Raw genomic sequence first — 14352 nt, 5'->3', positions numbered from 1 at the left:
TCGAATGTAAACTGAGTTCTATTAAATGGTCACGTGCAGCGCTTGGTTTCAAATGCATGCACACAGCTGTTTTTTCTTTTAGCTCTTTTGCAAATCAGCCGAAGCGACCGGTGATGTAATCCTGCGTATCTTTTTTATTCGGGTTCATGAAGATCTGATCGGTTTCACCGAATTCGACCAATTCACCCAGATACATGTACGCGGTGTAATCCGAACAACGCGCCGCTTGTTGCATATTGTGCGTGACGATAGCAATCGTGTAATCACCCTTCAGTTCGCTGATCAACTCTTCAATCTTGGCAGTCGAAATCGGATCCAGTGCCGAAGTCGGTTCATCCAGCAGCAAGACATCAGGCTTGACCGCGACACCGCGTGCAATACACAGACGTTGCTGCTGACCGCCAGACAAGCTCAAACCGCTCTTGTTGAGCTTGTCTTTCACTTCGGTCCACAAGGCCGCTTTATTCAGCGCCCATTCAACGCGCTCATCCATCTCGCCTTTAGGCAGGTTTTCATACAGACGCACGCCGAAGGCGATGTTGTCATAGACCGACATCGGGAACGGCGTCGGCTTCTGGAACACCATGCCGACCTTGGCGCGCAACATGTTGACGTCCTGACCCGGTTCGAGAATGTTCTTGCCGTGGTACATGATCTCGCCTTCCGCACGTTGGCCTGGGTACAGGTCATACATGCGATTGAAGGTGCGCAACAGTGTTGATTTTCCGCAGCCGGACGGACCGATGAAGGCCGTTACTTTTTTATCTTCAATGCTCAAATTGATATTTTTCAGGCCTTGAAAAGTGCCATAATAAAAATTGAGGTTTCTGATATCCAGCGTTTTCTTGCCGGAGGTATTCAAAGACGTTTGAGTAGTCATAGCGTTCGCTTTGGAAAAATCAGTTATTAATCTTTTGATTGAACAAGGTGCGTGATGCAATGTTCAATGCCAGTACGCTGAAGGTAATCAGCAATGCGCCGCCCCATGCCAGTGAGCGCCAGTTGTCATACGGACTCATCGCGAATTGATAGATCACCACCGGCAGATTGGCCATAGGCGCATTCATGTTCGCGCTGTAGAACTGGTTATTCAATGCAGTGAACAGCAAGGGTGCGGTTTCGCCAGAGATACGCGCAACCGCCAGCAGCACACCGGTAATCACACCAGCCTTGACTGCACGCAAACGCACGAAGGTCGCAACACGCCAGCGCGGAGCACCAAGTGCAAAAGCGGCCTCGCGCAAGCTGGTTGGTACCAGATTCAACATATTGTCGGTAGTACGCACCACCACCGGAATCGCAATCAACGAGATCGCGAAGCTACCGGCCCAGCCGGAAAAATGTTTGACGTTGGCGACATAGATTGCGTAAATGAACAAGCCAATCACGATCGATGGTGCCGACAACATGATGTCGGTAACAAAGCGGGTGATCTTGGCAAACCAGCTGACTTCGCCGTATTCCGCCAGATAGATACCAGCCAGGATGCCAATCGGCGTACTGATGAATACCGCTGCGCCAACCATGAACAAGCTGCCGACAATCGCATTCATCAAACCGCCGCCTTCGCTACCTGGCGCCGGTGTGGTTTGCGTGAAAATCGCCCAGTTGATTGCGCCCACGCCTTTGACCAACAAGGTGAACAAAATCCACATCAGGAAGAACAGGCCTATCGTCATCGCGAGGAAAGACAAGGCGATACCGACGCGATGCACCAACAGACGTTTGCGATAGACTGGATTCATCGTTTCTTTCACGCCTTCTTGTTTCAAGACTGCACTCATTTCGCGCCCTCCTTGCGGGACATACCCATCAGCATGATTTTTGCAGCTGACAGAACGATAAAGGTAATCACGAACAGGATCAGGCCGAGTGCAAACAGCGACGATACGTGCAAGACAGATTCCGCTTCGGCAAATTCATTCGCCAAAGTAGAAGCGATACTGTTGCCAGCGGCGAACAAGGACCACGACAGTTTGTGTGCATTACCGATGACGAAGGTAATCGCCATCGTTTCACCGAGTGCACGACCGAGACCGAGCATCACGCCGCCGACCACGCCTATGCGTGTGTATGGCAGCACAACCTTGCGAACCACTTCCCATTTGGTACAACCGAGTGCGTACGCAGATTCCTTCAATACCGGCGGCACGATCTCGAATACATCACGCATCACCGATGCGATAAACGGAATGATCATGACGGCGAGAATGATGCCAGCCGCCAGAATACCTATGCCCATTTGCGGGCCCTTGAACAAATTGCCGATTACAGGCAATTGTCCGAGTGTGGCAGCCAATGCGGGCTGGATGTAATCAGAGAACAGTGGAGCAAACACAAACAAACCCCACATACCGTAGATGATGCTCGGCACACCCGCCAGCAATTCAACAGCGGTACCTAAAGGACGCTTGAGCCAGGCCGGGCAGATTTCAGTGAGGAATAATGCAATGCCGAAGCTGATCGGGAAAGCGATCAGCAAGGCGATAAATGAAGTAGCCAAAGTGCCGACGATCGCAATCGCCGCGCCGTATTGATCGTTGACGGGATCCCACTCAACGCTGGTAACAAACGGCAAACCAAATTCTTTTAAAGCAGGCCATGCACCGATCATCAAGGAGGCGATGATGCCGAGCAGGACGAATAACACGCTTAACGCAAAGATGAACGTTATTTTATGAAAAAGAAAATCCTGAAGTCGCTGCTTGCGCATCGTGGCCATCAGCGCTTTGCTGAAGATGCCGCCTTCACTGTTTTCTTTATCTGAAGTCATGGCGTGTGCAGAAAGTGCATTAGAAGTTACGCTCATAATATTTGGTAGTGAAATAGAGCTGCAGCCATCAGGCTGCAGCTCTGTGTAACATTAGACAGCGATTGAATCAGCTCTTACCAAACAGCCTTGCCGGAAGCATCTTTGACGTTTGCTTTCCAGGATTCCAGAACCAGTTTGACAACTGCAGGTGGCATCGCAACATAGTCCAGCTCAGTTGCGGCAGCACCACCGTTTTTGTAAGACCAGTCAAAGAATTTCAACACTTCTTTAGCGCGTTCAGCCGATGCTTGCGATTTGTGCAAAAGGATGAACGATGCGCCAGTGATAGGCCAGCTAGCTTTGCCAGCCTGGTTGGTCAGAACCACGCCCATGCCTGGTGTTTTCGCCCAGTCTGCACCTGCAGCTGCAGCCTTGAAGGTGTCATCGTCAGGTTGAACGAATTGACCGTCACGGTTTTTCAGCTGGGTGTGCGACATTTTGTTCTTTTTAGCGTATGCATATTCAACATAGCCAATCGAACCCTTGATACGTTGTACGTTAGCTGCAACGCCTTCGTTACCTTTGCCGCCTACGCCTGCTGGCCATTTAACTGCTGTACCTGCGCCCACTTCTTTTTGGAAGTCAGCATTGGTTTTCGACAGGAAGTCGGTCCACAGGAAAGTGGTACCCGATCCGTCTGAACGGTGAACAACAGTAATGTCTTGATCTGTCAGTTTGGCGCCTGGATTCAAGGCAGTGATTTTCGGATCGTTCCATTTAACGACTTTGCCGAGGTAGATCGCTGCCAGTACGTCAGGTGTAAATTTCAATTGACCTGGGGTGATACCGTCCAGATTGACGATAGGCACCACACCGCCCATGATCGCCGGGAACTGGATCAAGCCTTCGGCGTCCAGTTCTTCTGCCTTCAAAGGCATGTCGGATGCGCCGAAATCAACGGTTTTTGCCTTGATTTGCTTGATGCCGCCGCCGGAACCGATGGACTGATAGTTCATGCCCGTGCCGCTTACTGCTTTATAGGATTCTGCCCATTTGGAATAAATTGGGTATGGGAATGTTGCACCGGCGCCTGTAATATCGGCAGCCACTGCGGAAGAGAACGCCACTGCTGCACCTGCAGCAACTACGGCGGTTTTGACAAATTGATTCAATCGCATATCTGCTCCTTAGGGGTTAACTAAATAAGACAGTGCGAACTCTAGCGAACAATTATGACAGCTTTATGACTTCCGGCGAATCATGTCACAAACTTGATCAGACGCAAAAATAGCTGTCATTAAGTTGTCATAATGAGACTCTACACTCTGCGAGATTCCCATGGCCAAAGTCAAGAAAATGCACAAGAAAGCCGCAGCAGCAGTTGTTTCGCCACCGATTCCGTCCAAAAGCGCGATATATCTGAACCGCGAATTATCTCAACTGGCCTTCAATCGCAGGGTATTGGCACAGGCCGAAAATCCGGACGTCCCTTTACTTGAACGCCTGAAATATCTGTGCATCGTCAGTAATAATCTGGATGAGTTGTTTGAAGTCAGAATTGCCAGCCTTTTAGCGAATAACCATATAGATGGCGAAATCATCGAAGCACCTGCCCTGTCGGCAGCCCTGGCGATCGCTGGCACGGAATGTCATCAAATCGTCGAACGTCAATATCGTGTATTAAATGAAGACGTTTTGCCGCAGTTGGCGAAACAAGGCATTCACTTATTACGCGACCAGGATCGCAATGAAGCGCAACGCGCATGGGTCAAATCCTATTTCGACCGCGAAGTACGCCCGCTGTTGACGCCTATCGGACTCGATCCGGCCCATCCCTTCCCGCAAGTCGTCAACAAGAGTTTGAATTTCATTGTTGAGCTGTCCGGCAAGGATGCCTTCGGTCGCGGCACTGCCATCGCGATCCTGAAAGCACCACGCGTTTTGCCGCGCGTCATACAGTTGCCACCCGAGCTATCAAAGAACGGCATTTCCTTCTGTCTGCTGTCTTCCATCATCCATGCGCACATCAACGATTTGTTCACAGGCCGCGAAGTGCTGGCCTATTCGCAATTCCGCGTGACGCGTAACAGCGACCTGTGGGTGGATGAAGAAGAGGTCAAGAACCTGCGCCAGGCATTGCAGGGGGAATTGCAAAGCCGCAATTTCGGCGTTGCCGTACGACTGGAAGTCGCCAAAAACTGCCCGCCGCATCTGTCGCAATTCCTGCTGGAACAGTTCTCCATCGACCAGAATCGCCTGTATGCGGTCGATGGGCCGGTCAATATGGTGCGCCTGTCGGAGTTGATCGACCATGTGACCAAACCTGAGCTGCGCTTCCCGCCTTACTCGCCGCTGTATCCGCCCAAGTTGTCGAATACGGATCTGTTTGCCGTCATAGGCAAGCATGATGTACTGCTGCACCATCCTTTCCAATCCTTCCAGCCGGTGCTCGACTTCATACGCAGTGCCGCGCACGATCCGGCTGTGGTCGCGATCAAGCAAACGATTTATCGCACTGGCATGAATTCCGACTTGATGGAATCGCTGATCCTCGCTGCGCAACGCGGCAAGGAAGTCACCGTAGTCGTGGAATTGATGGCGCGCTTTGATGAAGAAGCGAATATCAACTGGGCCGACAGACTGGAACGTGCAGGCGCGCAGGTTGTATATGGCGTGGTCGGTTTGAAGACGCATGCCAAGCTGGCACTGGTGATACGCCGCGAAGAAGGCGCGTTACGCTACTACGCGCATCTGGGCACAGGCAATTATCATCCGAGTACCACCAAGTTTTATACCGACTTCGGCATGCTGACGGCGAATCCGGTGATCGCTACCGAGGTCAATGAAGTTTTTATTCACCTGACCAGCCTGACCAAGCCAAAAACGCTGAACCATCTGTGGCTGGCACCTTTCGCCTTGCAAAAGGAATTCATCAAGGCCATCCGCAACGAAGCAAAGATTGCAAAAGCAGGTCGTCCTGGGCGCATCATCGCCAAGATGAATGCCTTGCTGGATGAATCCGTGATTCGCGCTCTGTATGCGGCATCTGCCGACGGCGTGAAAATCGATCTGATCGTGCGTGGTGCCTGCGCCTTGCGTCCAGGCGTATCGGGCTTGTCCGAGAATATTCGGGTTCGCTCCAATGTCGGACGTTTCCTGGAACATAGCCGCATCTATTATTTCCGCAACGATCTGGCACACGACATTTTTCTGTCTAGCGCAGACTGGATGAACCGCAATCTGTTTCGCCGGATTGAAGTCGCTTTTCCCATCCTCGATCCGGCCTTGAAAAAACGTGTGATCGCGGAAGGTTTGAATCCCTACCTCAAAGATAATATGAATACCTGGGAACTGGATTCCAACGGCGTATATCAAAAACGTAAACCACGCAGCAAGGCGAGCGCCTTCAGCGCACAACAACATTTGATGGAAGTTCTAGGCACCCCTTTGGAGTGACAACATGGAATTGATCTTGTGGCGGCATGCAGAAGCAGAAATGGGAGAGCCCGACGAGGGCCGCGCATTGACGGCAAAAGGCCACAAGCAAGCATGGAAAATGGCTGAGTGGCTGGATCATAATCTGCCCAACAGTTGCAAGATCCTGGTCAGCCCGGCCACCCGCACCGTCCAGACCGCAGAAGCGTTGGGGCGCAAGTTCAAGATTGTTGATGATCTGGCACCCGGCTCGACCGCCGAAAAGATTCTAGCTGCAGCCCATTGGCCGGGCAGTCGCGAACCGGTACTGATTATCGGCCATCAGCCAACGCTGGGCCAACTAGCCGCGCTACTCGTGACCGGCACCGCACAAGACTGGACTATCCGCAAAGGCAATGCCTGGTGGATAGTCCAACGCGAACGGGATGAAATCGCCGGTAACTTTGTACGCGCCGTCATGGCGCCTGATTTACTGAGTAAATAAGCCCGCAAATAAATCAGCTTTGCATACCTGCCATCTTGCTGGCTTATCAACGGTATACAAGCGGCGGCGTGCCGTCCTTGAATAATTCCCGAATTTGCTCTCTCAACTCCGGCGTGTCGACATGTTGGTGTACCGCGACCGCATGCTGCACGGCTGCGTTCAACAACTCATCTTCACTATCTGCCGCGATCGCAACCGAACAATTCATGTCGCTGGGAAATTCACGACAATCAATATATTTACGTGCCATGATCGACTCCATGTTTCAGCCAATAAAGAAAACATGCGCAATACTTTGCGCATGTTTTCAGTATAGGCAAGGCATGCGACAAGTCGATGTTTAACTTGATAGGGTATTAGTCTGGAGCAAGCTCAGGCCAGAATCTTATCGACAAGAAACGCGCTATGGAATTCGGCTTATGCAATCGACGACTGCACCATCGGAATAAGATTGTTCTTGCGCACCGGATGCAAATGCCTCAAGAACTGTTGTGTCGCAGCATTCCACGAATAGCACAAGGCATGTTCCCTCACCACTGAGCGCTTCAAGTTCAAGGCTTCAAAGCAAGCGCGCATCAGATCCGCATCAAGAATGCCGGACTTGCCGTGTGCCACGACGTCAATCGGCCCTTCAACCGGATAAGCCGCCACCGGCACGCCACAGGCCATCGCCTCTATCAGTACCAGACCGAAAGTATCGGTACGACTAGGGAAAACGAATACGTCGGCACAGTTGTAATACGCCGGCAAGGCTTCATGCGGTTTGGCACCGAGGAAGCGCACGTCTGGATACTTCTGCTCCAGTTCCTCGCGCATGGGACCATCACCAATGACCCATTTCGCGCCAGGTAATTCCATCTGCAGGAAGGCTTCGATATTTTTTTCGACCGCGATACGACCCACATACAAATACAGTGGACGCTTCAAGGTCGCTTCTTCGCGCGGTCCAGGTTTGAAGTAATTAGTGTCCACTCCTCGACTCCATTGCACGACGTTCTTGAAGCCGCTTTGTTCCAGCGCATCCTGCATGCGTGGCGTCGGTACCATCACCGCCTTTGATGGTTTGTGGAACCACTTCAGCCAGCGATACGTCAATGCCAGCGGCAAGTGATAGCGCGCACGCAAATACTCAGGAAAACGCGTGTGATACGCGGTTGTGAAATCCAGCCCGCGATTGAGGCAGTAACGTCGCGCCGCCAGACCCATAGGCCCTTCGGTCGCGATGTGTATGCAATCCGCATCGAAGTCATCCAGCGCCGCCGCAACCTTGCCATACGGCTTGTAGGCCAGACGGATTTCCGGATAGCTGGGGCAGGAATAGGTCTTCATGTTCTCCGGCGTCACCATCAATACCGCGTGACCGTTGGCGCGCAATTGCTTGCGCGTGGCCTTCAATGTATTGACGACACCATTGACTTGCGGTGCCCAGGCATCCGTTATGATGGCGATACGCATAGCTCTTCTTCCTTTTGATGTTTGGCGCTTTGATGCGGCATCACAATTTCCTGCCATGTGACCAGACGTAATTCGCCGGCATAATCTTCGACCAGTGCCGATAAACTTTCGACCCAGTCACCGTCGTTGCAATAGGTAATGCCATCGATTTCGCGGATTTCCGGCTTGTGGATATGGCCGCAAATCACGCCGTCGAGGCCGCGACGCTTGGCTTCCGCAGCCAAGGCATTTTCAAATGAAGAAATGTAACTGACTGCATTCTTCACCTTCAATTTCAGATACTGCGACAGCGACCAGTACGGCAGGCCGGCGCGTGCACGCCAGCTATTGAGCCACTGATTCCACTTGAGGATCATCGTGTACAGATTGTCGCCAACGTAGGCCAGCCATTTGGCACAAGAGATCACGCCGTCGAAACGGTCGCCGTGCAACACCAGCATGCGCTTGCCTTGCACGGTCGTATGGATCAACTCATCGCGTACACGGATGCCGCCAAAATCAAGATCAATGAATTGGCGCACCGCTTCATCGTGATTGCCTGGCACGAAGATAACCTTGGTGCCCTTCTTGGCTTTTTTCAACACCGTTTGCACGACATTGTTATGCGACTGATCCCAGTACCAGCGACGCTTGAGTTGCCAGCCGTCGATGATGTCACCGACCAGATACAAGGTATCCGATTCGGTTTTACGCAAAAATTCCAGCAGACGTTGTGCCTGGCAACCTGTGGTTCCCAGGTGGACGTCTGAAATCCAGATCGTACGGAATCGAATAGGAGCGCGAACCGGATCGTGCGTTTTTTCACGCATGTTGCCAGCGTCCGCACCGATAAAATCATTCGTCAGAAACTGGTCGCGTGGTTTCATGCTGGCGCATCCTCTTTCGCTTCATCTTTCGCGCCATTTTTTAGATAGTGACGGGCGTAACGGCTATCGAGTTTGGCCAGCGGCAGCATCATGAACAAATCCGCGCTGTGAAAATCAGGATCCCACGCCGGTTCACCGCATATCCATGCACCGCTACGCAGATAGCCTTTGATCAATGCTGGCATTTCCGGCTTGTGGCCGGCTTCACGTTCTGTAATCGGGAATGGCAAGTGCGGTTTGACGCGATACTCGGCAGGCGCCAGATTGGTTTCAGCAATCGCGTGATACAGCGCTGCCGCATTGTGACCGCCATCCGCCAGACTGATGCTGGCGCAGCCGATCAGGTATTCGCATTTTTCTTTTTGCATGAAAGCCGCGATCCCTGCCCACAGCATCATGATGACCGCGCCGCTGCGGTATTTAGGATGGATGCAGGCACGGCCCGCTTCGGCAATCCGACCACGCAGATTGTCGAGTCGGCTCAAATCGAATTCCTGCTCGGAGTAAAAGCCGCCTATCTTGCGCGCCGCTTGCGGGCTCAGCACACGATAGGTGCCGACCACTTTCAACGTGGTGGAGTCGCGTACGATCAGGTGATCGCAATACGCATCGTATTCATCTTTATCGAGGCGTTCGGCGTTTGCCAATGCGGTCAAACCCATACCTTCGATAAATACCTTGTAACGCAAACGCTGTACTTCCCGCACTTCTTCCGGCGTGCTGGCCATACTCAAGGTCAGTCTTGGGGAAGCGGAGGTTGTATCGGCAGAAGCATTCAGTAATCGCATGTGTCGTCCTTTATATTGTGACGAGCAAAGCGTAACTGGCGAATACTTCAGCAAAATGACAGGAACATGTCATTTTCGTGACACTGCAACACTATCAATTTCAATTTTTGAGACAACAATAAAAAAGCCGATGCATCAGCACCGGCTTAATTTTGCTTCAGGCATATCGCTTATGCGGCATGTCATGCGCACATCATCATCGCTTACTTGTCGTTCTTCGGACGGCCAGCCTTGATCGGTGCCAATGCAGAAATGACGGCATTCAATTTTTTCAGATCCAGTGTTTTGATCAAGGCAACACCTGCGCGCAAGAGTTCACTTTTCTTGACTGATACGCCGGATTTCAAAAATGCTTTTTTGACGTCGCTCAAGACCTGATATTCGACCTCAGGCATCGTGAAACTGTCTCTGACGAGCTTGGCTTTTTTGATCTTTTCTTTTGGCAATGCGACCGGCTTGACTTGCAGCGGCTTGCTTGCCACCTTCACTTTAGCGGAAGGCTTCACTATCGGTTTCTTGGCCAAAGGCTGTTTAGCCGTAACTTTCTTGGCAGCTGCTTTCTTAGGCGCAGCTTTCGTTGCTACTTTTTTCACTGCTTTCACAGCTACTTTTGTTGCAGCCTTTTTAGCGGCAGGCTTGGCTGCTGGTTTAACAGCCTTCGTTGCAGCGGTTTTTGGTGCAGCCTTTTTCGCAGGTGCAGCAGCTTTCTTGGTAACTGCCTTCACTGCAGGTTTAGTCACTTTTTTTGCTACCGCTTTTTTGGCTGGCGCTGCCGTTGTTACTGGCGCTGCTACCGGCTTGACTGCATCCTTAACTGTATTTTCTATCGACAAGATGTCCTCCCATGATTTAAATCGTATAAATAATATATATAGTTTATTCTTTTAATGCAAGAAGAATAGCGCCGGCACTTGTTCTGCGAGCGTATTAGCAAATACGTTTTTTGTATATGGCGACATCCAATTGTTGTACTTAGCCATCACGGATTTTCTGAATTCATGGTGCGGTCATAATTCCCGCGCAAAATTCCGGTCTGATCTGACAACTACAATTATCTTTCATGATCCTTCGATCCCTGTGTTTATTCTCTCTTGCCTCCGCTGCCTTCATGATGTCCTCTGCCGCGTTCTCCGCGGAAGACGCCAACGCCATCGTCATCGGCCAGGCCATTGATCTCTCCAGCCCCAATGCTGCTATCGGCCGCGATTATGTCGCCGGCATTAAAACCTATTTCGATGCATTGAACTCGACCGGCGGCATAGGCGGCAAAAAAGTGCGATACGTCGTGCGTGACGATCAGGCTACGCCAAGCGTTGCCGCCAAGGCAGTGACCGAATTGATAGAACGTGATCAGGTGGATTTTTTACTGGGCGGCGTGGGCGATAACGTGACGCAGGCTGTGCTGAATGCGCCTGCATTCAAGCGCAGCAATCTGGTTTTATTTGCTCCCTTAGTGGATGCCATTGAGTTGAGCAATAATAGAATTCTGTTCTGGCGGCCTGGCTATCTGCAGGAAGTGCAGCATATTCTTTCGCATTTCGCACCACTGGGAATCAAGAACGTCGGCATCGTTTATCAGGACAGCCCAACTACCCAGGAGGCATTCAGCAGTCTGTCGACCGAATTGCGTGGACGTGGCTTGAACCTGACCGGCACGGTACGTTTGGGTAGCAACGAAAAGTTGAATGCGCAAGAAGCCAGCCGTCTCGCATCGACTCAACCAGGTTTCGTCATCGTGATTGCCGATACGATAGGCACCGCCCTTTTCCTGAAAGAGTTCCGCAAGTTCGCATCGCAAACCTACGTAGCCGGTACTTCGCTAATCAATCTGGAAACCTTGCGTGAGCTAGCTGGTGCGCGCGCTGTGGAATGGACGGTATTTTCGCAAGTCGTGCCGAATCCGAATACCGGTAAAACACCGATCCAGCTCGAACACCTGACGATGATGAAGAAGTATCGCGATGAGCCGCCATCATCGTTGACGCTGGAAGGGTTTGTCGTAGCCAAGGCCCTGACCAAGACCATACAACGATCGAAACGCTCTACCCGCATGGCATTGCAGGATTTGATGGCACAGGATACGAATATCGAACTGGGCGGCCTGTCAGTGAATGTATCCGGCAAGAGCAATCATCTGTCCAACTATGTCGATATCGCATTATTCAAAAAGAACGGTTTGATTTTTTGATTACGATGGCTGCGGCTTGAAGCGTATAAAACGATAGATGTAAATTGCGATTACCAGAAATACCACGGCTTTCGAAACAGGTTCCACATAGTGTTCAACCTGTTCGTACTGTGATTGCAGTACGAAGCCGGTAACGGCCAGCAAGGCGGTCCATATCAAGGAACCGATCGTCGAATACGCCAAAAACGGCAGCAAAGGCATGCGAACTATGCCGGCCGGCACTGAAATCAAGGTGCGTATCGCCGGAATCAAGCGCCCGAAAAACACCGCCGCCGCACCATGTCGTGAAAACCAGTCTGACGCCATATCAATATCGCGTGGCGACAAGGTGAACCAGCGGCCATGCTTGTTAGCGATGCGCTTGAGCCTGTCCTTGCCAAATATCGCACCCGCGTAATACCAGGGCAAGGCGCCCACCACAGAGCCTGCAGTACCAGCCAGGATCACCAGCAGCAAATTCAACTCGCCGCGTGCGGAAACAAAACCGGCCAGCGGCATGATCAGTTCGGATGGGATAGGCGGAAACACGTTCTCTGCCAGCATCAACAGAAAAATCCCCAGATAGCCGCTCTGCGACACGATATCGACGATGTTGTTAAACAAGACAATCTCCAGAATGAATGGGCCATCTGTAGGGCCACAGATTTCCAGGTGCATTGTAATGTACGAGGAATACGCTTACTCAGAAGGACAAGACGGGAAAAGGTTCACAGCGTGTAGCAAGGATAGTCATCGCGAGCGCCCTTTTTGCTCTCAGGACAAGCTTATTCAGCTATTGAGCTTGATAGAAAAATCGACGCCGACATCGCTCCAGCATTCCTTTTCCTTCTCAATCCAGTATGCGACGGTCGGGTGATCACTCACCCAGGCCTTGGGTAATTCAAATTCGATTTTGCTTTTCATTTTCAGTCTTACCTCATCGAGGTCGACCTTGATCCGTGCATGCATGAACATCACGGCAAGTCGCAAGGCCAAAATCGCCTTCGCAAAATCGCTATCCATCAACGAGTCGCCAACCTTGCGCAGATTGCCCTTTTGCGCCAGCACCAGATAACTCATCAGACGTTGTTCGCGCGTTGTAAAGCCTGACAAGTCCGCATTCTCGATCATGTAAGCAGCATGCTTGTGATAACCGCTGTGCGATACAGACAAGCCGATTTCATGCAGCAAGCCGGCCCAGTTCAATAACTTGGCATAAGTATTGTCTGCCGGTTTCATTAAACTGAACAAGGCACTGGCCGTTTGCGCCGCAAATTCGGCCCGCTTTTCATCCGCATGAAAGCGTCGCAGACAGTCGCGCACCGATTGTTCACGTCTATCGCGCTTGGTAGCGCGTAATTGCAAATCCCACAGTACGCCCATGCGCAGGCCGGCATCAATCGGCTTCATGACCTTGATCCCTAATTCCTGCATGACTGCGATCAGAATCGCGAGTCCGCCAGGAATAGTGGTGGCGCGATCTGCTTTCATGCCGATCAGATCGATTTTGCTGGCATGACCAAATTGGATCAGGCGACGCTTGAGCGCATCCAGACTCTTGAGCGACAAGTTACCATCACCCAATCCGTTCTTGCTGATCGCATCGGAGATCGCCCGTATCGTTCCGGAAGAACCATAGGCGCCAGACCAACGTTCCGAGCGATATACAGGCGCCGCATCTTCAAAGCGCGAACGCGCGGATAGAATCGCCGCATCAAAGGTCGCAGCATTAATATTGCCCTCGCGGAAAAATGACAATGTCTGCGGCACCGTGCCTATGCTGAACGATTCGACCTGCTCGATTTCCAACCCCTTGCCCAGGATCAATTCTGTCGAGCCGCCACCGATATCCAGCACCAGGCGACGCTCGGTCAACGATGGCAAAGTGCTGGCTACACCCATATAAATCAGGCGCCCTTCTTCTTCACCGGAAATAATCTCTATCGGATAGCCGATGGCGGCTTCTGCTGCCGGCAGAAATGCAGCAGAATTCTTCGCTATGCGCATCGTGTTGGTTGCAACCACACGCACCGCATTCAATGGATACGTGCTTAAAATGGAATTGAAACGTGCCAGGGATTCAATCGCGCCTTGCATTGCGGCCGGCGTCAGGTTTCCCTTGCTGTCCAAACCTGCGCCCAATCGCACCGGGTCGCGCGCGCTCTTGATGATGCGAATCGTCTCGCCATCATGTCGCCCTATATGCAACCTGAAACTATTGGAACCCAGATCTACTGCAGCGAACATTCCATCTCCTCAATCACCTGCTTGTGCTTGCTTATAACCAATCAAGTTTCATCGCGGTTCGTAACTGCGCGTGAAAAGTGCGTGACAATAAGCCTGCATTATTACGCTGTAATGACAAATCGGGCACACGAACGATCAGTCAAACTGATGCTGCATCG

15 protein-coding genes are annotated in these 14352 nt (G+C 51.6%); 4 read left to right on the top strand and 11 right to left on the bottom strand.

Translation table 11 applies throughout. The features are described 5' to 3' along the window. Window positions 1-94: 94 nt before the first annotated feature. The 4 genes from pstB to pstS form a co-directional block, all read right to left on the bottom strand. Window positions 95-880, bottom strand: coding sequence for a phosphate ABC transporter ATP-binding protein PstB (pstB, locus tag Hfont_RS09145; protein ID WP_112992071.1), 786 nt, complete (start codon window positions 878-880; stop codon window positions 95-97). Window positions 881-899: 19 nt separating this feature from the next. Beyond that, window positions 900-1784, bottom strand: a complete 885-nt coding sequence (gene pstA, locus Hfont_RS09140) for a phosphate ABC transporter permease PstA (RefSeq protein WP_112992070.1) — start codon at window positions 1782-1784, stop codon at window positions 900-902. Next, a complete protein-coding gene (pstC, locus tag Hfont_RS09135; protein WP_181666441.1) occupies window positions 1781-2773 on the bottom strand; it encodes a phosphate ABC transporter permease subunit PstC in 993 nt (330 codons plus the stop codon). The genes pstA and pstC overlap by 4 nt, the downstream gene beginning before the upstream one ends. Before the next feature lie 113 nt (window positions 2774-2886). After that, window positions 2887-3930 (bottom strand): phosphate ABC transporter substrate-binding protein PstS, encoded by a 1044-nt coding sequence (pstS, locus tag Hfont_RS09130; RefSeq protein ID WP_112992068.1) that lies wholly within the window; start codon window positions 3928-3930, stop codon window positions 2887-2889. 178 nt (window positions 3931-4108) lie between these two features. Here pstS and ppk1 point away from each other — a divergent pair, with 178 nt between their 5' ends. Continuing rightward, entirely contained in the window at window positions 4109-6208 is a 2100-nt protein-coding gene (ppk1, locus tag Hfont_RS09125) for a polyphosphate kinase 1 (RefSeq protein ID WP_112992436.1), read from the top strand. Window positions 6209-6212: 4 nt separating this feature from the next. Beyond that, on the top strand, window positions 6213-6671 hold the full coding sequence (gene sixA / locus Hfont_RS09120) for a phosphohistidine phosphatase SixA (RefSeq protein ID WP_112992067.1): 459 nt from the start codon (window positions 6213-6215) through the stop codon (window positions 6669-6671). Between the two features lie 46 nt (window positions 6672-6717). Here sixA and Hfont_RS09115 read toward each other — a convergent pair whose 3' ends face one another. The 5 genes from Hfont_RS09115 to Hfont_RS15280 all read right to left on the bottom strand — a co-directional run bounded on the left by Hfont_RS09115 (window position 6718) and on the right by Hfont_RS15280 (window position 10175). Beyond that, on the bottom strand, window positions 6718-6921 hold the full coding sequence (locus Hfont_RS09115) for a DUF1059 domain-containing protein (RefSeq protein ID WP_112992435.1): 204 nt from the start codon (window positions 6919-6921) through the stop codon (window positions 6718-6720). Between the two features lie 167 nt (window positions 6922-7088). Next, window positions 7089-8126, bottom strand: coding sequence for a glycosyltransferase family 4 protein (locus Hfont_RS09110; RefSeq protein WP_112992066.1), 1038 nt, complete (start codon window positions 8124-8126; stop codon window positions 7089-7091). After that, window positions 8108-8935: a UDP-2,3-diacylglucosamine diphosphatase gene (locus Hfont_RS09105; RefSeq protein WP_421800994.1), complete on the bottom strand. Its 828-nt coding sequence runs from the start codon at window positions 8933-8935 to the stop codon at window positions 8108-8110. Before Hfont_RS09105 ends, Hfont_RS09110 begins: the two co-directional genes overlap by 19 nt. 53 nt (window positions 8936-8988) lie before the next feature. After that, window positions 8989-9780: a GNAT family N-acetyltransferase gene (locus Hfont_RS09100; protein WP_112992064.1), complete on the bottom strand. Its 792-nt coding sequence runs from the start codon at window positions 9778-9780 to the stop codon at window positions 8989-8991. 203 nt (window positions 9781-9983) lie between these two features. After that, entirely contained in the window at window positions 9984-10175 is a 192-nt protein-coding gene (locus Hfont_RS15280; RefSeq protein ID WP_338322778.1) for a hypothetical protein, read from the bottom strand. 1 nt (window position 10176) lies between these two features. Here Hfont_RS15280 and Hfont_RS15275 point away from each other — a divergent pair, with 1 nt between their 5' ends. Together Hfont_RS15275 and Hfont_RS09090 are read left to right on the top strand one after the other, a co-directional pair. Beyond that, window positions 10177-10668 carry a hypothetical protein gene (locus Hfont_RS15275; protein WP_338322777.1) on the top strand — a complete coding sequence of 164 codons (492 nt, stop codon included), beginning with the start codon at window positions 10177-10179 and terminating at the stop codon, window positions 10666-10668. A gap of 220 nt (window positions 10669-10888) precedes the next feature. Next, complete coding sequence (locus tag Hfont_RS09090; RefSeq protein ID WP_241523062.1) at window positions 10889-11968, top strand: ABC transporter substrate-binding protein; 1080 nt, start codon at window positions 10889-10891, stop codon at window positions 11966-11968. Here the strand turns inward: Hfont_RS09090 and Hfont_RS09085 are convergent, their stop codons facing one another. Beyond that, window positions 11969-12571 (bottom strand): DedA family protein, encoded by a 603-nt coding sequence (locus Hfont_RS09085; protein WP_112992433.1) that lies wholly within the window; start codon window positions 12569-12571, stop codon window positions 11969-11971. A gap of 165 nt (window positions 12572-12736) precedes the next feature. Further along, on the bottom strand, window positions 12737-14194 hold the full coding sequence (locus Hfont_RS09080; protein WP_112992062.1) for a Ppx/GppA phosphatase family protein: 1458 nt from the start codon (window positions 14192-14194) through the stop codon (window positions 12737-12739). Window positions 14195-14352 lie beyond the last annotated feature (158 nt).

The sequence above is a fragment of the Herminiimonas fonticola genome, assembly GCF_003293745.1.
Taxonomy (GTDB): domain Bacteria; phylum Pseudomonadota; class Gammaproteobacteria; order Burkholderiales; family Burkholderiaceae_D; genus Oxalicibacterium; species Oxalicibacterium fonticola.
This window is presented reverse-complemented; position numbering and strand designations above follow the sequence as displayed.